The organism is Haloferax sp. Atlit-10N (assembly GCF_003586325.1).
GTDB lineage: Archaea > Halobacteriota > Halobacteria > Halobacteriales > Haloferacaceae > Haloferax > Haloferax prahovense.
In genome coordinates this window covers 37,224-54,739 of the sequence record NZ_PSYX01000005.1, presented here as the reverse complement: position 1 = coordinate 54,739, position 17,516 = coordinate 37,224, and the positions used below count along the sequence as shown (strand labels likewise).

The 17,516-nt window shown below is 67.6% G+C and carries 20 protein-coding genes; 8 read left to right on the top strand and 12 right to left on the bottom strand.

What is annotated here, in order from left to right:
* Nucleotides 1-90: 90 nt before the first annotated feature.
* Nucleotides 91-858, top strand: a complete 768-nt coding sequence (locus tag C5B91_RS14990) for an IclR family transcriptional regulator (RefSeq protein ID WP_008093926.1) — start codon at nt 91-93, stop codon at nt 856-858.
* A 613-nt stretch (nt 859-1,471) separates the two neighbouring features.
* Here the strand turns inward: C5B91_RS14990 and C5B91_RS14980 are convergent.
* The 4 genes from C5B91_RS14980 to C5B91_RS14965 form a co-directional block, all read right to left on the bottom strand.
* Nucleotides 1,472-2,368 carry an enoyl-CoA hydratase/isomerase family protein gene (locus tag C5B91_RS14980; RefSeq protein WP_008093922.1) on the bottom strand — a complete coding sequence of 299 codons (897 nt, stop codon included), beginning with the start codon at nt 2,366-2,368 and terminating at the stop codon, nt 1,472-1,474.
* Nucleotides 2,365-3,249 carry a 3-hydroxyacyl-CoA dehydrogenase family protein gene (locus C5B91_RS14975; RefSeq protein WP_049968963.1) on the bottom strand — a complete coding sequence of 295 codons (885 nt, stop codon included), beginning with the start codon at nt 3,247-3,249 and terminating at the stop codon, nt 2,365-2,367. Before C5B91_RS14975 ends, C5B91_RS14980 begins: the two co-directional genes overlap by 4 nt.
* A 75-nt stretch (nt 3,250-3,324) precedes the next feature.
* Nucleotides 3,325-4,893, bottom strand: coding sequence for a zinc ribbon domain-containing protein (locus C5B91_RS14970; protein ID WP_115819936.1), 1,569 nt, complete (start codon nt 4,891-4,893; stop codon nt 3,325-3,327).
* A complete protein-coding gene (locus C5B91_RS14965) occupies nt 4,890-6,053 on the bottom strand; it encodes a thiolase domain-containing protein (RefSeq protein ID WP_115819935.1) in 1,164 nt (387 codons plus the stop codon). Before C5B91_RS14965 ends, C5B91_RS14970 begins: the two co-directional genes overlap by 4 nt.
* 100 nt (nt 6,054-6,153) lie before the next feature.
* Here C5B91_RS14965 and paaK point away from each other — a divergent pair, with 100 nt between their 5' ends.
* The gene (gene paaK, locus C5B91_RS14960) at nt 6,154-7,443 is read left to right on the top strand and encodes a phenylacetate--CoA ligase PaaK (protein ID WP_115819934.1); all 1,290 of its coding nucleotides are present in this window, start codon (nt 6,154-6,156) and stop codon (nt 7,441-7,443) included.
* A gap of 9 nt (nt 7,444-7,452) precedes the next feature.
* On the opposite strand, the gene paaI is transcribed toward paaK, so the two are convergent.
* Complete coding sequence (gene paaI, locus C5B91_RS14955) at nt 7,453-7,863, bottom strand: hydroxyphenylacetyl-CoA thioesterase PaaI (protein WP_008093911.1); 411 nt, start codon at nt 7,861-7,863, stop codon at nt 7,453-7,455.
* Nucleotides 7,864-7,959: 96 nt separating this feature from the next.
* Here paaI and C5B91_RS14950 point away from each other — a divergent pair, with 96 nt between their 5' ends.
* Entirely contained in the window at nt 7,960-8,430 is a 471-nt protein-coding gene (locus C5B91_RS14950) for a MaoC/PaaZ C-terminal domain-containing protein (protein WP_004978303.1), read from the top strand.
* A gap of 21 nt (nt 8,431-8,451) precedes the next feature.
* On the opposite strand, the gene C5B91_RS14945 is transcribed toward C5B91_RS14950, so the two are convergent.
* Nucleotides 8,452-8,685, bottom strand: coding sequence for a hypothetical protein (locus C5B91_RS14945; RefSeq protein WP_049968960.1), 234 nt, complete (start codon nt 8,683-8,685; stop codon nt 8,452-8,454).
* 55 nt (nt 8,686-8,740) lie between these two features.
* On the opposite strand from C5B91_RS14945, the gene C5B91_RS14940 reads away from it, so the two are divergent.
* The 3 genes from C5B91_RS14940 to C5B91_RS14930 all read left to right on the top strand — a co-directional run bounded on the left by C5B91_RS14940 (nt 8,741) and on the right by C5B91_RS14930 (nt 11,686).
* Nucleotides 8,741-9,745 carry an LLM class flavin-dependent oxidoreductase gene (locus tag C5B91_RS14940; protein WP_115819933.1) on the top strand — a complete coding sequence of 335 codons (1,005 nt, stop codon included), beginning with the start codon at nt 8,741-8,743 and terminating at the stop codon, nt 9,743-9,745.
* A gap of 40 nt (nt 9,746-9,785) precedes the next feature.
* Nucleotides 9,786-10,169 carry a PaaI family thioesterase gene (locus C5B91_RS14935; RefSeq protein WP_004978316.1) on the top strand — a complete coding sequence of 128 codons (384 nt, stop codon included), beginning with the start codon at nt 9,786-9,788 and terminating at the stop codon, nt 10,167-10,169.
* Between the two features lie 65 nt (nt 10,170-10,234).
* Nucleotides 10,235-11,686: an aldehyde dehydrogenase gene (locus C5B91_RS14930; protein ID WP_115819932.1), complete on the top strand. Its 1,452-nt coding sequence runs from the start codon at nt 10,235-10,237 to the stop codon at nt 11,684-11,686.
* A 132-nt stretch (nt 11,687-11,818) separates the two neighbouring features.
* On the opposite strand, the gene paaE is transcribed toward C5B91_RS14930, so the two are convergent.
* The 5 genes from paaE to paaA are packed head-to-tail and all read right to left on the bottom strand — an operon-like array spanning nt 11,819 to nt 14,517.
* The gene (gene paaE / locus C5B91_RS22495) at nt 11,819-11,986 is read right to left on the bottom strand and encodes a 1,2-phenylacetyl-CoA epoxidase subunit PaaE (protein WP_004978321.1); all 168 of its coding nucleotides are present in this window, start codon (nt 11,984-11,986) and stop codon (nt 11,819-11,821) included.
* A 3-nt stretch (nt 11,987-11,989) separates the two neighbouring features.
* Complete coding sequence (gene paaD, locus C5B91_RS14925; protein ID WP_115819931.1) at nt 11,990-12,433, bottom strand: 1,2-phenylacetyl-CoA epoxidase subunit PaaD; 444 nt, start codon at nt 12,431-12,433, stop codon at nt 11,990-11,992.
* Entirely contained in the window at nt 12,426-13,244 is an 819-nt protein-coding gene (gene paaC / locus C5B91_RS14920; protein WP_049968957.1) for a 1,2-phenylacetyl-CoA epoxidase subunit PaaC, read from the bottom strand. Before paaC ends, paaD begins: the two co-directional genes overlap by 8 nt.
* A 2-nt stretch (nt 13,245-13,246) precedes the next feature.
* Entirely contained in the window at nt 13,247-13,567 is a 321-nt protein-coding gene (paaB, locus tag C5B91_RS14915; RefSeq protein WP_004040859.1) for a 1,2-phenylacetyl-CoA epoxidase subunit PaaB, read from the bottom strand.
* A gap of 5 nt (nt 13,568-13,572) precedes the next feature.
* The gene (gene paaA / locus C5B91_RS14910; RefSeq protein ID WP_008093892.1) at nt 13,573-14,517 is read right to left on the bottom strand and encodes a 1,2-phenylacetyl-CoA epoxidase subunit PaaA; all 945 of its coding nucleotides are present in this window, start codon (nt 14,515-14,517) and stop codon (nt 13,573-13,575) included.
* A gap of 91 nt (nt 14,518-14,608) precedes the next feature.
* On the opposite strand from paaA, the gene C5B91_RS14905 reads away from it, so the two are divergent.
* On the top strand, nt 14,609-15,247 hold the full coding sequence (locus C5B91_RS14905; protein ID WP_008093891.1) for a helix-turn-helix domain-containing protein: 639 nt from the start codon (nt 14,609-14,611) through the stop codon (nt 15,245-15,247).
* Between the two features lie 81 nt (nt 15,248-15,328).
* The gene (locus C5B91_RS14900; RefSeq protein ID WP_049968956.1) at nt 15,329-16,093 is read left to right on the top strand and encodes an enoyl-CoA hydratase/isomerase family protein; all 765 of its coding nucleotides are present in this window, start codon (nt 15,329-15,331) and stop codon (nt 16,091-16,093) included.
* An 83-nt stretch (nt 16,094-16,176) separates the two neighbouring features.
* Here the strand turns inward: C5B91_RS14900 and C5B91_RS14895 are convergent, their stop codons facing one another.
* Nucleotides 16,177-17,052, bottom strand: coding sequence for an amidohydrolase family protein (locus C5B91_RS14895; RefSeq protein ID WP_115819930.1), 876 nt, complete (start codon nt 17,050-17,052; stop codon nt 16,177-16,179).
* Nucleotides 17,053-17,516 lie beyond the last annotated feature (464 nt).

The window sequence follows — 17,516 nt, the reverse complement described above, 5'->3', positions numbered from 1 at the left end:
CGAGCGTCCGCCGCGGTCGTTCGAGCAGGTGGAACCCTCGTTCGAACTGTTCGAACAAGATTTATCACGAACGAACACCGAAGATAGGTGATGACAGACGATGAACAGCGCCGACCGGTGACGACGGCCGCCACGTCGCTCGGCATCCTCGAACGGCTCAAATCGGGGGGCTCGATGGGGCCGACGGGGCTCGCCTCGGAGCTCGGGTTGGCCAAGAGCACGGTCCACCGGCACCTGAAGACGCTCGAACGCGAGGGCTTCGTCGTCCCCGACGACGACGGCTACCGGGTCGGCCTTCGGCTCCTCGACTTCGGCATCTACGCGCGCGACCAGCACCAGCTCTACGAGGTGGCGAAGCCGAAACTGGACGAACTCGCCGAGCAGACCGGCGAGAAGGTGTGGTGCGTCACGGAAGAGCAGGGCCGCGGGTTCCACCTCTACGGCGCGGCCGGCGCGCACTCGGTTCGGACGCCAGCCCGGGAGGGGACGCGCTCGTACCTCCACCAACTCGCCGCCGGCAAGGCCATCCTGTCGGCGTTCCCGGACGAACGCGTCCGCGACATCGTCGACCGACACGGCCTCCCGGCGAAGACGCCGAAGACGATAACCGCCCCCGACGCGCTCTTCGAGGAACTGGCGACGATTCGCGAGCGCGGGTTCGCGCTCAACCGCGAGGAAATCGTCCCGAAACTCCACGCCGTCGGGGTCGCCGTCACCGACAACGAGGGTCACCCCGTCGGGGCGATAAGCATCTCGGGCCCCTCGAACCGGCTTCGGGGCGACCGACTGACCGGCGACCTCGCCGACCTCCTCCTCGGCGCGGCCAACGAGGTCGAAATCAACCTCAACTTCTCCTGACCCGGCCACTCGCCCCGCCGGCGAACCGAGTATGCGGCACGTTCGTTCGAATGGTTCGAACTACCTCAACGAACATTCTCTCGCGCGAAGTCCGATATTTCCGCTTTCGAGAGGTCGAGACGACGACTCGATTTCGACAATCGCTGTTCGAACTCCTCGAACATATTGTGGTTATATACTTATTATACCATCGTAGATTGACGCGGTGGGAACGCGAGCAATTACAAAATTACACCTGTCACGGACTGTGGCGTGGGAGACGAACCGTCCGGCTGCCGTCCTGTGGGCCGGCCGCATCGTTGCTGGGTCTCGTTCGCCCCGAAACCGCCGTATCCCCGTCATTCGAGACTCGGTGTTCGGTTCGCGCGCGAGACGGTCTCGATAGCGACTGCCGATACGGCGGCGTCGCTCGAGTACGGACTCGCGTTCGAAAGGACGGAACGCCCGGTCCTCCACCGGCGCGCCCCCGATTCGGCCTCGCTCGCGGGCCGGTCGCTCCCGAAGACGTGTTCACGTCGTGAAACTAGCGCTCGCGCCTGCGCTGTGAGTTCTCGGCGGGCGGTCGCGGCGGTTTCGAAGTCGTTCGAGCAGTTCGAACGGCGCGAGTGGGGGTCTATCGTTCGCGCTCGTGCCACTCGGGCTCGCGGTCCTCGAAGAACGCGTCGATACCCTCGTCCTTGTCGGGCGAGCCGAACAGTTGGGCGAACAGCTCCGCCTCGTACTCGATGCCCTGTTCGAGGTCCGTCCGCGAGGCGGCCTTGACGGCCTTCTTGGCGAACTCCAGGGCCACGGGGCTCTTCGTCGCCATCATCTCGGCGAGTTCGTACACCCGGTCGTCGAAGGTGTCGTCGCCGTGGACCTCCTCGACGAGGCCGATGTCCGCGGCCTCCTCGGCGGAGATGAGCTCGCCCGTCAGGATGAGTCGCATGGCGTGGCCCTCGCCGACGAGGCGCGCGAGTCGCTGGGTGCCGCCCCCGCCGGGCATGATACCGAGATTGATTTCGGGTTGGCCGAGTTTCGCCCGCTCGTGGGCGATGCGCACGTCGCAGGCCTGCATCAGCTCGCAGCCGCCGCCGAGGGCGTGGCCGTTGACCCGGGCGATGACCGGCTGTCTGAGGTCGTCGACGCGCTCGTACACCCGCGGGCGCTTGCTCGCCTCGCGCTGTTCGAGCATGTCGCGCTCGCGGAGTTCCTTCACGTCCGCGCCGGCGACGAACGCCTTCGCCTCGTCGGAGCCGGTCAGGACGACGACGCGCGCGCTGCTCTCTTCGATGGCGTCGAGGACGCGCTTGAGTTCAGCCCGGAGCGTCGCGTTGAGCGCGTTCCGCGCGTCGGGGCGGTTCAGCGTCACGGTGACGACGGCGTCGACGCGGTCGCCGACGACGGCGTCGACCGTCTCACACTCGGCGGCGACGGACTCGACGGTCGGCGTTCCGCCGTCGGCTCGGGGGCCACCAGTCTCTCGGTCGTCGGCGCTCGGACCGTCGGCGCTTGGACCGTCACCGCTCATCGGTCCATCACGTCCTCGCTCGCGCCGACGATTTCGCCGTCCTCCCAGACGTAGAACCCCTCGCCGGTCTTCTTGCCGAGCTTGCCGGCGCGGACCTTTCGCTTGAGAATCTGCGGCGGGCGGAAGCGCTCGCCGAGTTCCTCGCGCAGGTACTCGAGGATGTCGAGTCGAACGTCGAGGCCGACCACATCGCCGAGTTCGAGAGGCCCCATCGGGTGGTTGTAGCCGAGTTCCATCGCGGTGTCGATGTCCGCGGGCGACGCGACGCCCTCCTGAACCATGCGCATGGCCTCGACGCCGAGAGCGACGCCGAGCCGCGAGGAGGCGAAGCCGGGCGAGTCGCCGACCTCGACGGCCGTCTTGTCGATGCCCTCGACGAACTCGGTGGCGAACGCCAGCGTCGCCTCGCTGGTCTGTTCCGCGACGACGACCTCCACGAGACCCATGATGTGGACCGGGTTGAAGAAGTGGAGTCCGAGGCCGCGCTCGGGACGTTCGAGGGCGCTCAGTATCTCGGTCACGGAGAGCGACGACGTGTTCGACGCGATGACGGCGTCGTCGTCGACGAGGGATTCGACCTCCGCGACCGTCTCGCGCTTGAGTTCCATGTCCTCGGGAACCGCCTCGACGACGAGGTCGGCGTCGGCGACCGCCGCCTCCAGCGAGGTCGTCCCCGAGAGCCGGTCGAGCGTCGCCGCCATCTCGTCGGGCGTCACCTTGTCGCGGTCGACGCCGCCCCGGAGGTTTGACTCGATGGCGTCCAGTCCGTCTTCGACGTACGCCGCTTCGATGTCGCGCATCGTCACCTCGTGACCGGCCATCGCGGCCACCTGCGCGATGCCGTGGCCCATGGTTCCCGCGCCGAGTACACTCACTTGCATCACCGGAAGGGGTTCGGGAACCCTCATAATCGTTTGCCCTCGTTAGAGGCCACACGACTTCGACGGCGTCCCGAACTACCGTCGCGCCTCGGTCGGGACGACCTTGAAGCCGTATCTCACGACGCCCTCCTGCTCGTAGATGCGGCGCGGCACGGCCTCGACGCGGTCGCCGATTGCGGGCGTTCCCGCGGGGGAGTGGACGACCTGTGCGGGCGCGCTCACGGTTCGAGTGTCGGCCTCTCCGCCCGGCCCGTCGAAGGCGACGACGGCGACCGGGAACGACCCGGCGCGCTGCTGCTGCTCGACGAACTCCGGCGGCGCGCCCCCCTGTCCGATGGCGGTCGCGGCCTCGACGGTTCCCGTCCCGGGGAGCGCCGCGTCGTCGTAGCCCGCGAGCGACCCGCAGTCGGGACACGCGCCCTCCGGCGGGAACGAGAGCGCACCGCAGTCGGCGCACTCGCCGGCGACGAGGCGGTGGCGCTGCGGAATCGTCCGCTTCCACGTCGGCACGCTGACGTACGCGCCCCCGCCGGCTGGCTCCCCGCCGGTGATGGTCCCACGCCGCCGGAGCGCCTCCGCGTAGGTGAGCTCCACGTCGCCGTCGAGGGCGGCCTCGACCGGGACGACGGAACTGGCGGCGGAGTTGGTGTCTGTTGCCCCCACGCTGAGCGCGAGCGCGGTCGCCCCCGCGCCGCCGCCGTAGCCGACGAGGAGCACCGAGCTCGCGGGGGACCGGCCGCTCGACTCGTCGCCTCCCGCGACGACCGCGGAGTCGAGTGCCGACGCGAGTCCGAGAAACGGCCCGGCGGCCCCGGTGTCGCCGGTTCGCGAGACGACGGTCCCGGCCGCGATTCGCGCCGGTTCGACGCCGAGCGCGTCGGCCGCGCGGTACGGGAGTTTCTCGTCCGGCGCGGTGAGCGACACGGCCTCGGGGTCCAGTTCGGCGACGTCGATACCGAGGGCCTCGACCGCCCCGCCGACCGCCCGCGTGTAGGCGTCGCGCTCGTACTGCGTGACGCCGATGGACTCCGTCTCGGCGCTCCCGAATCCTCGGAACCGCGTGCCGGGCGCGGGGTCGCCGAACTCGCCGACGGCATCGACGGCGAGCGGAGCGTCTCCGGTGAGAACGAGCGCGGCCGCACCCGCCCCGGCACCGGCCGCCTCGTCGCTTTCGGGCGCTCCTCGCGGGCTGTCGGCGACGACGACGAGTGCCGAACCGCCGCTCCCCGTTCCCGCGCCTGCGCCCGAGCCTCGGGTCGCCTCGACCGTCGCCGCCAGCGCCACCGCGCCGGCGCGGGTGCTTCCGCCGAACTGCCGGGTCGGAACCGACGGGTCGACGCCGAGGAGAGAGACCAGCCGGACCGCGCTTTCATCCTCGTCGTTCGGCGGCGTCGTGGTGGCGAACGCGAGGTGTCCGATATCGCTCGCGTCCACGCCGGCCGCGTCGAGCGCGCGCCGACCCGCTTCGGTCGCCATCGTCAGTGTGTCTTCGTCCGCGTCGGCGACGGCGACCCGCTCGACGCCCGGCGCGCCGCCTTTGCCCCACGCCTCGCGGTAGGCCGACGCGGGGAGGTACAACCGGGGGACGTACGCGCCGACCCCGGCGATTCCGGGAGTCGCTCGCGCCGAGTCGTCGGCGCTCATAGCGCCCCTCCTTCGAGGACGTGAACGACGGCGGCACCGCCCGACCCGCCGACGTTGTGGGTGAGGCCGACGTTCGCGCCGGAGACCTGTCGGTCCCCCGCCCGGCCGGCAAGCTGTTTGAACGCTTCGACGACCTGTCCAGCGCCCGTCGCGCCGATGGGATGTCCCTTCGATTTCAGGCCGCCGGAGGGGTTGACGGGTAGGTCGCCGCCGAGTTCGGTCGCGCCGGAATCGACCAGTTCGGGCGCGTGTCCGCGCTCGCAGAAGCCGAGGTCCTCGTACGCCAGCAGTTCGGCGATGGCGAAGCAGTCGTGGACCTCCGCGAAGTCCACGTCGTCGGGACCGAGACCGGCCATCTCGTAGGCGGCCGCGGCGGCCCGCTCGGACGATTCGACGGCGGTGTAGCTGTCGCGCTGGAAGAGGCCGACGCGCTCGGAGGCGGCACCCACGCCCGCGACGCGGACGGCGTCGTCGCACGCGCTGGCAACGTCCTCGCTGGCGACGAGGACCGCGGCCGCGCCGTCGGAGGTCGGACAGCAGTGATAGAGGTTCAGCGGCTCGGCCACGACGGGGGCGCTCCGCGCGTCGTCGAGCGAGCACTCGAAGCCGAGGTGCGCCTTCGGGTTCTTCGCGCCGTTCGCGTGGTTCTTCACGGCGACCTTCGAGAAGTGGTCCGGCGAGGCGTCGTAGGCGTCGAGGTACGCCGAGGCCATCTGGGCGTAGACGCCCGCGAACGTCGTCCCGGTGAGCCGCTCCCACTCCGTCTCGCCGCTGACGCCGAGCCAGTACTTCGCCACGTCGCCGCTCATGTCGGTCATGACCTCGTAGCCCCCCGCGAGGGCCACGTCCGCCATCCCGCTTTTGACCGCCTGTACCGCCTGTCTGACCGCGTAGCCGCTCGCTGCGCAGGCGTTTTCGATTCGGGAACAGGGGACGCCGTGGAGGCCGACGTGCTCCGTCACGGCCGGCCCCGATAAGCCGAGTTGCCGCCCGCCGACGCCGAGCGACCCGACGACGGCCTCGTCGATATCGGCCGCCTCGACGCCGGCGGCGCTCCCCAGCGCCTCCTCGAACGCGGTCGTGAACAGCGACCGATAGCTCTCGTCCGGGAACGCGCCGTACTTCGATTGGCCCGCTCCGACGATGTATGCGTCTCGCATGGTAGTCGATTGCGCATCCCCCTCGAAATAGGTTCGCCCCGCGGCGCGGTCGGCCGACCGCATCATTTTTGTCATATTCTATCATCGACTTCAAACGTACATGGTATTCGATAGCACGGAGGCCGCCTCGCGGGAGGAACTCCGCGAGGTGCAGGACGGTCGCCTGCGGGAGACGGTTCGGAACGCGTACGAGAACGTCGAGTTCTACCGCGAGACGTTCGACGAGGCCGGACTCTCGCCCGCGGACATCGAAAGCGTCGAAGACCTGTCGAAACTGCCGTTCACGACGAAAGAGGACTTCCGAGACCACTACCCGACGGGGATGTTCGCGGTCGACATGGACGACGTGATTCGCGTCCACGCGTCGTCGGGCACGACCGGCAAGCCCAAAATCGTCGGCTACACCCGCGAGGACCTCGACGTGTGGAACAAGGCCGTCGCGCGGTGTCTCGTCGCGGCCGGCGTCGGCCCTGACGACGTAGTCCAGAACGCCTACGGCTACGGCCTGTTCACCGGCGGTCTCGGCCTCCACCAGGGCGTCGAGGAGCTCGGCGCGACGGTCATCCCCATCGGCGGCGGCAACACCCAGCGACAGGTGGAACTGCTCTCCGACCTCGGAAGCGACGTCATCGCGTGTACCCCGTCGTACGCGCTCTATCTCGCCGAGGTCGCAGACGACATGGGAGTCGACATCCGCGACCTGCCGCTTCGGACGGTCATCTTCGGCGCGGAGCCCTGCACCGAGCCGATGCGGAACGAAATCGAAGCGCGACTCGGCGTGACCGGCATCGACATCTACGGCCTCTCGGAAATCGTCGGCCCCGGCGTCTCCGTCGAGTGCGAGGCGCAGGACGGCCTTCACATCTGGGAGGATTACTTCTACCCCGAGGTGGTCGACCCGAACACCGGCGACCCCGTCGAGGAGGGCGAGGAGGGCGAACTCGTGTTGACGACCCTCGCGAAGGACGCGCTGCCGGTCCTCCGGTATCGGACGGGCGACCTGACCACGCTGGACTACGGCACTTGCGAGTGCGGCCGAACCTGCGTCCGCATGGACAACATCACGGGCCGGTCGGACGACCTGATAATCGTCCGCGGCGTGAACTTCTACCCGAGCGAGGTCGAATCGGTCGTCCTCGAGTTCGACGAAATCGCGCCGCACTACCGCATCGACCTCCGCCGCGAGGGGAATCTCGACCGGGTCGAAATCACGGTCGAACTGGTCGAGGAGTTCGGCGGGTCGCTGTCGGACCTCGAAGGTCGGATTCAAAAGCGGCTCTCGAACGTGCTCTCGTTCACGCCCGACGAACTGAACCTCGTCGAGTACGGCGACATCGCGCGCACCGAGGTCGGAAAGGTCCAGCGCGTTTACGACCACCGCGGCCAGTAACGCGCGCCGTCAGCGACCGCCGGGCTTGTAGACGCGCCCTCGAAACGTCGCGATTCGCTCGCCGTCCCCGTCGGAGACGACGACCTCGTACTCGGCGGTCCGCCCCCCGAGATGCGTCTCCTCGGCGACCGCGCGGAGCGTCTCGCCCACCTCGGCGGCCGCGAGGTACGAGATGTTCGTCTCCAGCGCGAACGCGGCGTCGCCGTGGCTGTTCGAGGCGGCCGCGAAGGCCGCGTCGGCGAGGCTGTACACCGCGCCCCCGTGGGGCGTCCCGTGGAAGTTCAGGTGGTCTTCGGCCACGGTCAGCGTCGTCTCCGCGTACCCGTCGCCGACCTCGGCGAGGTCGATACCGACGCGCCCGCAGTAGGGGTCGTTCGAGGCGCGCTCCCGTCTCTCCGCGTGGTCGTCTTGCTCCGACATGCGACCACACGTCGTCCTGCGCTCCCCAAGTAGGCATCGACTGTCAGGAAAGATAGGTATGTAAACTACTTTATCTGATGGCGGTGACGGTGAGGTATGGCATACAGCTACGAACCGCACTACTTCGAGGACTTCGAGGAGGGCAAGGAGTTCCAGAGCGTCGGCCGCACCGTCACCGAGGCGGACTTCATGATGCACTCCGCGCTCTCGGGCGACTGGACTGAACTCCACACGAACAGCGAGTACGCGGAAGACACCCAGTTCGGCCAGCGAATCGCCCACGGGCCGATGACGTTCGTCCAGTCGACCGGCTTCGTGTATCGCTCGGGTATCGTCGAGCGCACCGCCATCGCCTTCCTCGGGATGAACTACATGGACCTGCCGAACCCGGTGTTCATCGGCGACACGCTCTCGCAGACGATGGTCGTCTCGGAGCGGAAGGACCTCGGGAGCCGCGATGACGCGGGACTGGTCGTCCTCGAAATCGAGATGACGAAGCAGGACGGCACCGTCGTCCTCGAAGGCGACATGAAGTTCCTCATCAAGACGAAGTCGGCCGAGGAGTAAGGCGGCTCCCCGACCGGCGACTCACGAATCCAACCGCTCGCCGCGGACGAACAACGCGTCGTCGGCTCCCTTCTCACCGTAGTCGTCGTGGTACTCCATCAACTGAGAGAGCGCGCCGGTCGGGTTTCGCGGCGAGACGAACGCCTCGGTCCAGCCGTCTTCCACCGCGCGCCCCACGACGCGCTCGCCCGGCGGCGCCGGCCCCGTCGCGGTCGCGGTTGTCGAATCCGAGGGTACCGAGTCGTCGGGAACCATCTCCGACGAACTCGGTGTTCCTAACTATTAATAGCTAAGGTGCGAACTCCGAGTCATGAAACTCGGGACGGGACTGTTCACCTGCCAGCGGCGGCCGGACGACGACCGGCCGATGGCCGACCTGTACGACGAGATGCTGACGCTCGGGCGCGCGATAGACGACGCGGGCCTCGACAGCGCGTGGGTGTCCGAACACCACTTCATGCCGGACGGCTACCTCTCGGGGACGATGCCCGCGCTCGGGGCGCTCGCGGCGGCGACCGAGTCGGTCGAACTCGGCACGTGTATCGCGCTCGCGCCGCTGTACGACCCGATTCGGCTCGCGGAGGACGCGGCGACGGTCGACCTTATCTCGGGCGGCCGAACGACGCTCGGCCTCGCGATCGGTTCTAACCCCCGCGAGTTCGACGCCTTCGGCGTTCCGCGAGACGAGCGCGTCGACCGCCTCGCCGATACGGTCTCCCTCCTCCGCGACGCGTGGTCAGACGGTCCGATAGCGCACGAGTCGCCGTTTCACGAGGGTGCGACCGGCGTCGACGTGACGCCCAAACCGGCACACGACGTGCCCCTCATGCTCGGCGGCGCGGCCAAGCCCGCGGTTCGCCGGGCGGCCCGGACGGCGGACGCGTGGTGTGCGCCGTCGTCGCTCTCCCTCGGCGGCCTGCGCAAGCGCGTCGAGGACATCCGGAGCGTTCGGGAAGCCGAGGGCCTCGACGGGGAGTTCACGATATACGTCCTCCAACACGGCTTCGTCGGCGACTCGAAGGCCGAGGCGTGGGACGCGATGAGAGACGGCTACCTCTACCTCCAGCTCCGGTACGCCGAGATATTCTCCGGCGACGAGGTCCACGAACTGTCCGACGAGCGCCGGGCGGAACTCAAAGCACAGGCCGTCTTCGGTACGCCCGACGACGTGGTCGCGGAACTCGCCCGCTACCGCGACGCCCTCGGCGACGACATCCACTTCATCTTCCGAACCTACCACCCCGGCATCGGTACCGACCGGATGGTCGAGTGCGTCCGCCGACTCGGCGACGAGGTCCGCCCGCGACTCGTCTGACCGACGAAACGAACTTAACGCACCTGTGCGAACTGGTGGCATGGACATCGAGGAGTTCTTCGAGAGCATGCCGTTCGCGCGGCTCTTGGGCGTCGAAGTCACCGAGGCCGCAGACGGGCACGCGGAGGGCCGCATCGAGATGCGCGAGGAACTGTCGTGGAACGCCGACCGGGTGATGGCCCACGGCGGCGTGACGTTCACCCTCGCGGACACGGTCGGCGGCGCGGCGCTCGTCAGCGAGGTCGACCAGCCCGTCCCGACCATCGACATGCGAATCGACTATCTCAACGCGGGGACAGGGGACCTCCGCGCCGAGGCCGACGTGGTCCGGCTCGGCGGCGACGTGGGAACCGTGGACGTGGACGTGTACGCGACGGACGGAAATCACGTGGCGACCGCGAGGGGGGTCTACAAGACCGGCTGAGTTCTCCCGCCGCGGAGTTAGTAACCAACAATAGTTAATATTATGCGCGAGAAGGATATTTCGTAATGGAATACAGTGGCCCCACCAGTCTCTACATTGACGGGGACTGGGTAGCCGCGGCATCGGACGAGACCATCGAGACGCGCGACCCGGCGACCGAAGCGCCGTACGCCGAGGTCGCCAGCGCGGGCGAGGCGGACGTCGACGCCGCGGTACGGGCGGCGAAATCGGCGGGCGCTCGCGGCGGCGAGTGGGAGACCACGAGCGCGGCCGAGCGCGGCGAGAAACTGCGCGCGATGGCCGACGCCATCGAGGAGCGGAAAGACGAGATAACGCTCGTCGAGTCCCACGACAACGGCAAGACGCCGTTCGAGGCCGCCATGGAGGTCCAGATGGTCGTCGACACCTTCCGCTACTACGCCGGGTGGACCGACAAGGTGACCGGCGAGTACAACCCCGTCCCCGGCCGGCGCGTCAACTACACGACCCGCGAACCGCTCGGCGTCACCGGACACATCGTCCCATGGAACTACCCCTTCCAACTCGCTGGGCGGAGTCTCGCGCCGGCGCTCGCCTGCGGCAACACGGCGGTGGTAAAGCCCTCCAGCCAGACGCCACTTTCGGCGCTCTACTACGGCCTCGCGGCCGAGGAAGCCGGCCTCCCCGACGGCGTGGTGAACGTGGTTCCCGGAAGCGGGTCCGAGGCGGGGTCGGCGCTCGCCTCGCACCCCGACGTGGCGCACGTCACCTTCACCGGCAGCACCGAAGTCGGTAAAGGCGTCATGGCCGACGCCGCGGCCAACGTGACCGGCGTCACGCTCGAACTCGGCGGGAAGGGCCCCAACGTCGTCTTCCCCGACGCCGACCTCGACGCCGCCGCCAAGGGCGTCCACTACGGCATCTTCATGAACGCCGGCCAGATGTGCTGGGCCGGGTCGCGCCTGCTCGTCCACGAGGGCGTGGCCGACGACCTCGTCGAGCGAATCGTCGCGCGCGCCGAGTCGACCCCGCTCGGTTCCGGCATCGACGACGACGGCCGGATGGGGCCGGTCGTCAGCGAGTCCCACCGCGAGGACGTGTTGGAGTACATCTCTCTCGGCGTCGAGGAGGGCGCGACCGTCGCCTGCGGTGGGGGCATCCCCGAGGACAAGGACACCGGCTACTTCGTGGAGCCAACGGTCCTCACCGACGTGACGAACGACATGACCGTGGCCCGCGAGGAGATATTCGGCCCGGTCCTCGTCGTCACCGAGTTCTCGGACCAAACGGAGGCGATCGAACTCGCCAACGACTCGCCGTACGGGCTTCTCGCCGGCGTCTGGACCGAGGGGCTCTCTCGCGCCCACCGCGTCGCCGACGCGCTCGACTACGGAATGGTCAGCGTCAACGAGTACCCGGTGACGTTCCCGCAGACGCCCTTCGGCGGCACGAAACAGAGCGGTCACGGCCGCGAGCAGGGCGCGGAGGCCGTCCGCGAGTTCACGCAGGCGAAGAACGTGAACCTCAACATCGGCTGACTCGGCCCCGAATCCGGCCCGTAATCTGCCGAACGCTCCGGCCCTCAACTTGCCGCCCCCGGACCGACCGCCTCGGCTCTCCGTGGCGGTCGGTCCCGAAAAAATCGTTCTTCTCCAGTCTCTCCGCCGACGCTATTCGAACCGCTGGAACGGCTCCTGACAGTCGTTACAGAAGTGCATCGACCGGCACAGTCCCGGCCCCTTCGGATGCTCGCGGACGGTGTTCGTGCCGTCGCAGTACGGGCACTCCGCGCCCGACGTTTCGCCCGTCGTCTCGGTGCTGGGGTCGAAGCGGCGCATCGCTCACACCCCCAGTCCGAACTCGCGGAGGGCCTCGCGGCCCGCCTCGGTCACCATGTCGACGGTCCACTCCGGCGTGAACCGGAGTCGCACGGACGCCTCGTCGACGCCGGCCGCCAGAATCGCGCACTGCACGTCGTTTTCGAGGTAGTCGCGCGCCGGACAGCCGGTGTAGGTCAGCGTCATCTCGACGATGCCGAGCGTCTTCGCCTCGCCGTCTTCGCTCTCCCGCTCGACGACGCGAACGTCGTAGATGAGGCCGAGGTCGACGATGCTCACCGGCATCTCTGGGTCCTCGATTTCGTAGAGGGCGTCCCAGATGTCGGCTTCGACGCCCGCGGCTCCGACGCCCGTCTTCGGGAAGCCCTCGGGAACCTCGCCGCCGGCGTACTCTGTGTAGCCGCAGGCGGTCGCCTCGGGCGCGTCGTCGGCGCTCACGTCAGACACGCTCCCTGCCGATTCTCGCCGGCTCGGGCGCTTCGAGCTCCTCGTAGGTCCGCCGGAACTCCGCGGCCAGTTCGTCCCAGTGGTCGGTGTGGGTGCCGTCGCGGCCGCGGGCGCTCGGGCGCTCGACCTCGTCGGGTTCGGGCACGTCGAGTCCGAGCGATTCGAGGTACGGGATGACCGTCTCCAGCCACTCGATGCGGAGGTCGGCGGTGGACATCGTCCGGAAGCCGTTGTCGACGATGGCCTCCTCGTGTTCGGGCTCGGCGAAGAGCGAGAGCGCGTGGGGGAACAGCCGGTCGAGCGCGTCCTGCACGCGGTCGCGGCTGTCGCCCTCGGCGAGGCGGTCGAGCCAGCTCTGGGCGTTTTCGAGGTGGTAGCGCTCCTCGCTCAGCACCTTGCCGACGCGGTCGGCGAGCGGCGCGTAGCTGGTGTCGACGAGCGCGTCGAGGCGCAGGCGCTCGGCGGCGTCGTAGAGGTAGCTCCGCAGGACGACGTCGGCCCAATCGCCCTCCGCGAACGGGAGTTCGACCAGCGTGGCGTGCCTGAACTCGCCGGCGGGGCGCTCCCAGATGAGTTCCGCTTCGGTGTGACCGAGTTCTTCGAGCAGGTCGTACCACAGCCGAGCGTGGCCGAACTCGTCCTGTGCGACGTTCGCCAACGCGAGGTCGGACTCCAGCGTCGGCGCGTAAATCTGCCACTCGATGAGGCGCTCGCCGTGGACGTACTCGTCGTCCGCGAGGCGGAACAGCAGCTCTTCGAGCGCGGCGCGCTGCTCGGCGTCGAGGTCTTCGGGGTTGAGTGCGTCGGTCATGGTTAGCTGTCCGCCTCGAGCGATTTCTCCACGTCGGCCTGCTCGGCCTCGCTTTCGGCGACTTCCGGCGCGGCCGGTTCGATGTCCGTGTACGAGGTGGCCCAGCGGTAGGTCTTGTCGGTCGTTCCGCCGAAGCTCGTCTCGTCGGCGTCGATTTCGCCGATTTCGTCGTGCGGGACGACCCACAGGCTGTGGGTCTTCATCCGCCGGCCGTGCTGGACGGCCGCGAACTGGAGCGCCAGCTCGCGGTCCGGCGCGTGGACGTTGCCGCAGTGTTTGTGGTACGCTCCCGGTTTGTCCTGTCTGAACACTTCCCAAATCATGGTTCTCAGTCCGCCGCCTGCGGGGTTCCGGCCCCCGACGCGCCCTCCCAATCGTGCATCGATTCGCGCACCCACTCGACCGCCTCCTGTGCCTGTGCGCGGGAGTTGATCTGCTCGTGGCTCCCCTCGGAGGCGTTCTTGGCGATAGTCCAGAACTCGTCCCAGTTCAGGTCGTCCTCGTTGACGTGGTAGGTGTCGAGTTCCCCGTCGTACTCGATGCGCGGGTACTCGGGGACGACGAGGCCGTACTTTTCGGCCTTCGGGACGTACGTGTCGAGGAACGTGTCGCGCAGTTCGTCGTTGGACTTCGTCTTCAGGCCGACTTCCTGCGCGAAGTCGTTGTGGACGGACTTGTCGTTGGTCGGGCCGAAGAACTGGATGATACGCGGCCACCACGTCTCGAAGGCGGCCTGCGTCTTCTCTTGGGTCGCCTTCGACCCGTTCATCAACTCGGAGAGGATGGACTCGCCGTGTTTGACGTGGAAGCCCTCCTCGAAGCACACCTTGTCCATCGCGTGGGCGTACGGCGTCCACGACGTGTTCTTGAGCGTCGCCTGCCGGTGCATGGCCGCGCCGTCGACGAAGAACGCTATCATCGGCACCTCGTGCCACGACTCCATCGGGTAGTGGAAGCAGTTGAGGAACTTGCCGTCGCCGCGGGCGAGCTCGTCCAGCATCTCGTCTCGCGTCTTGACGCCGAGGGACTCGGCCGCGCGGTAGAGCAGTTGCGCGTGGCCGATTTCGTCCTGCACCTTCGCTGAGAACGCCAGCTTTCGGTCGATACTCGGCGCTTGCCGGATGAACGGCTTTTCGAGGTATCCGCCCATCACCTCGCTGTTCGCGTGGAACTGAATCATCCGCGTCGCGGCCTTGCGGTACTCCTCGGGCATGTCGTCTTTCGGAGCGAACTGCCGCGGGCCCGCTCGTTCTTTGACGGTTTCGAGGTCCATTGGTCTATCAGGAACTATCATCTATAACTACTTACGAATTGACCCGTCCATGGCCTGCATTTTTATACCCGTGCCGCGTACGCACACGCCGATGATAGCGGAGTGCCTCGTGGCCGAGTTTCGCATCGACGGCGACGACTGCCCGTTGGCGCGGGCGACCGACGTGGTCCCCGTCGCGGTCGACGCGAACGCGCCGCAACTCCGCGCCGACGGCAACGTCCTGCTTCACTTTTCGGCCCCCGCGGACGACCGGCTCCCCGAGGCCCTCGACGACGACGACGCCATCCGCTACCTCCACGTCACCCGCGGCGACGACACGTACACCTTCCGCTGTCTCTCGAAACACCCCTGCGTCGTTCACGAACTCGTCGACGCCGGCTTCCTCGTCGAGTCGATGCGGTACGACGCCGGCGGCGCGACGATGCGCGGGGCGGTCGTCGGCTACGACGTGCTCCGCGGCGTAATGGAGAAGGCCGGCGGCACCGTCGGTATCCAACTCCAGCGCGTCTACCCCCTCCGGGCGGACGAGGAATCGCCCATCGGTCGGGCGTGGGACCTCACGCCCGCGCAGGAGGCCGCCCTCCGAACGGCCGTCGAGATGGGGTACTTCGACCTCCCCCGGAGCATCACGGCTCGGGACGTGGCGGACGAACTCGGAATCAGCAAGTCGGCGTTCCTCGAACGGCTCCGCCGGGCGCAACAGTCGGCGTTCGGAGCGCTGCTTGAGTGAGCCGGGGGCGTCGTCGACCCGCTCGACTCGCCCGGCGGTCCGCCGGCGAGGCTATTTACCCCGCGTCCCCGTAGCGCGGGTATGCGAGTCGACGACGCCGACGGCGTCCGGACCGTGACGTTCGACAGACCCGAGGCGAAAAACGCGTTCACCGCCGACGTGGCTCGAGAGCTCTCGGCGGCGCTCGAAGAACTGACGCCCGAGGCGTTCGACGCCGCGGTGATAACCGGCGACGGCGACGCCTTCAGCGCCGGCGGCGACATTCAGGCGATGGCAGAGCGCGACGAGACCGCCCGCGAGGCCTACGAGCGCGTCCGCGGCACCCTCGGCCGCGTCGCCGAGGCGATTCTCACCGCTCCGGTGCCGGTCGTCGCCCGCGTCAACGGCGACGCCGTGGGCGCGGGGACCTCCGTCGTCGCCGCCTGCGACTTCGCCTACGCCACCCGCGACGCTCGCTTCGGCGCGTCCTTCGTCAACGTCGGTCTCGTCCCCGACGCGGGCGCGACGGTGACGCTCCCCCGGTTGGTCGGCCTCCGGGCCGCGAAGGAACTCGCCTTCACCGGGAAACTCATCTCGGCCGAGCGCGCCGCCGAACTCGACCTCGTGAACGAGGCGGTCGCCGCCGCCGACCTCGACGCCACCGTAGACGAGACGGTAGAGACGCTCGCCGCACAGCCGACGGAGACGCTCGCGCTGGCGAAGGAAGCGATACACGCGAACCTCGGCCGGTCGTGGGCCGACGGTCTCGAACGCGAGGCGCACGCGCAGACACTCGCCTACGACACCGACGCCCACGAGGAGGGCGTTTCCGCGTTCTTGGAAAAGCGGCGGCCGCAGTTCGACTGAGGACGCCGGCCCCGTCCTGTTTCGTCTTGTCTCGCCCGTTCCGTTCTGTCCCGTCCCGTCTCACTCGTCCGTTCTGCCCTGCCTCAGTCGAGGCCGAGGAACTGCTCCGCGTTCTCCCAGAGGAGCTTTCGCTTCACCTCCTCGGAGGCGTCGAAGTGCTCCTCGAACGACTCGAACCACCGGCCCGGCCGAATCATCGGGTAGTCGGTGCCGAACATCACCTTGTCCTGCAGGACGGTCTTGGCGTAGTGGAGCACCTGCTCGTCGATGTACTTCGGGAGCCAGCCCGAGAGGTCCATGTAGACGTTGCCCTTCTGCTGACAGATGGCGAGCTGTTCTCTCTCCCACGGGTACGCCGGGTGGGCGATGAGAATCTGGAGGTCCGGGTGTTCGGCGGCCACGTCGTCGATGAGCATCGGGTTGCCGTACTTGATTTTCAGGCCGCGACCGCCGGGCGAGCACGCGCCGAGGGTGGAGTTCCCGCCGTGGAAGACGACCGGGACGCCGAGGTCCTCGATGGTATCGAATAATGCTCTGTGTTCGTCGTCGCTCGGGTCGAACCCCTGCGCGATTTGCTGGAACTTGAACCCCGAGAGACCGAGGTCTTCGACACACCGAACCGCCTCCTCGACGCAGTCGTCTTTCAGTGGGTCCACGCTCCCGAAGCCGACGAAGAAGTCGGGGTACTCGTCTCTCACTTCGGCCACGTAGTCGTTCGGAACCGGCGGGTTCCCGGTGTTCGTCTCGGCGTCCCACCCGAGGAGTACCGCCCGCCCGATGTTGTGCTCGCGGTACTCGGCTATCATCTCCTCGTAGCTCCACGTCTCCATCTCCGCGCCGAACCTGTTCGCCGCGTCCCGCATCATCTCGCCGCCGGCGTCTTCGAGGAACTCCGCGGTCGGTTGGTGGGCGTGCGTGTCGATGATGCGCGGCTCGTCGAGCCAATCCAACACGGTCATTCGTGTATGACCGTCGCGGAGCGATAAAAATCGAACGGACGAATCCGACCGAATGATGGCGCGGCGGCGTTGGCGTACCGCCACGGGAGGCGATTCGACGCGCAGCCCAATCAGTCACCGGCCAATCCGGTTAGGCTCGCCGCTCAGTCGTCGTCTCGGTTCGAAGCGGCGTTGCACTCGTCGCTGAAGTCGGATGTGACACTCGCATCTGTGGTCTCGCTGAGACCGATGAAACAGACGTGAATTTTAATATATAAAAATGGAGTTCCGTTGAATATTTTTCTCGCCTGCGATTTACTAAGGCAGGTTTCCAGCAATACCCACGGAAACTGTGTGAAGAGGGGCTACTATCAATATCAACGTTGAACTACTTCAACAGATCCAAATTGATACACTTTGTCTATTCTGGTATATGGACCAAACGATACTACGAGTCAAATTGGAAAAACAAATATTTGATAACG

Excerpts from the sequence above, each read along its gene's own strand:
- C5B91_RS14900 (WP_049968956.1), top strand. The coding sequence starts at position 15,329 with ATGCGAGTCGACGACGCCGACGGCGTCCGGACCGTGACGTTCGACAGA.
- C5B91_RS14930 (WP_115819932.1), top strand. The coding sequence starts at position 10,235 with ATGGAATACAGTGGCCCCACCAGTCTCTACATTGACGGGGACTGGGTA.
- C5B91_RS14980 (WP_008093922.1), bottom strand. The coding sequence starts at position 2,368 with ATGAGCGGTGACGGTCCAAGCGCCGACGGTCCGAGCGCCGACGACCGA.
- paaE (WP_004978321.1), bottom strand. The coding sequence starts at position 11,986 with ATGCGCCGCTTCGACCCCAGCACCGAGACGACGGGCGAAACGTCGGGC.
- C5B91_RS14940 (WP_115819933.1), top strand. The coding sequence starts at position 8,741 with ATGAAACTCGGGACGGGACTGTTCACCTGCCAGCGGCGGCCGGACGAC.
- C5B91_RS14935 (WP_004978316.1), top strand. The coding sequence starts at position 9,786 with ATGGACATCGAGGAGTTCTTCGAGAGCATGCCGTTCGCGCGGCTCTTG.
- paaK (WP_115819934.1), top strand. The coding sequence starts at position 6,154 with ATGGTATTCGATAGCACGGAGGCCGCCTCGCGGGAGGAACTCCGCGAG.
- C5B91_RS14975 (WP_049968963.1), bottom strand. The coding sequence starts at position 3,249 with ATGCAAGTGAGTGTACTCGGCGCGGGAACCATGGGCCACGGCATCGCG.
- paaC (WP_049968957.1), bottom strand. The coding sequence starts at position 13,244 with ATGACCGACGCACTCAACCCCGAAGACCTCGACGCCGAGCAGCGCGCC.
- C5B91_RS14895 (WP_115819930.1), bottom strand. The coding sequence starts at position 17,052 with ATGACCGTGTTGGATTGGCTCGACGAGCCGCGCATCATCGACACGCAC.
- paaA (WP_008093892.1), bottom strand. The coding sequence starts at position 14,517 with ATGGACCTCGAAACCGTCAAAGAACGAGCGGGCCCGCGGCAGTTCGCT.
- C5B91_RS14905 (WP_008093891.1), top strand. The coding sequence starts at position 14,609 with ATGATAGCGGAGTGCCTCGTGGCCGAGTTTCGCATCGACGGCGACGAC.
- C5B91_RS14950 (WP_004978303.1), top strand. The coding sequence starts at position 7,960 with ATGGCATACAGCTACGAACCGCACTACTTCGAGGACTTCGAGGAGGGC.
- C5B91_RS14945 (WP_049968960.1), bottom strand. The coding sequence starts at position 8,685 with ATGGTTCCCGACGACTCGGTACCCTCGGATTCGACAACCGCGACCGCG.
- C5B91_RS14965 (WP_115819935.1), bottom strand. The coding sequence starts at position 6,053 with ATGCGAGACGCATACATCGTCGGAGCGGGCCAATCGAAGTACGGCGCG.
- C5B91_RS14990 (WP_008093926.1), top strand. The coding sequence starts at position 91 with ATGACAGACGATGAACAGCGCCGACCGGTGACGACGGCCGCCACGTCG.
- paaI (WP_008093911.1), bottom strand. The coding sequence starts at position 7,863 with ATGTCGGAGCAAGACGACCACGCGGAGAGACGGGAGCGCGCCTCGAAC.
- paaB (WP_004040859.1), bottom strand. The coding sequence starts at position 13,567 with ATGATTTGGGAAGTGTTCAGACAGGACAAACCGGGAGCGTACCACAAA.
- C5B91_RS14970 (WP_115819936.1), bottom strand. The coding sequence starts at position 4,893 with ATGAGCGCCGACGACTCGGCGCGAGCGACTCCCGGAATCGCCGGGGTC.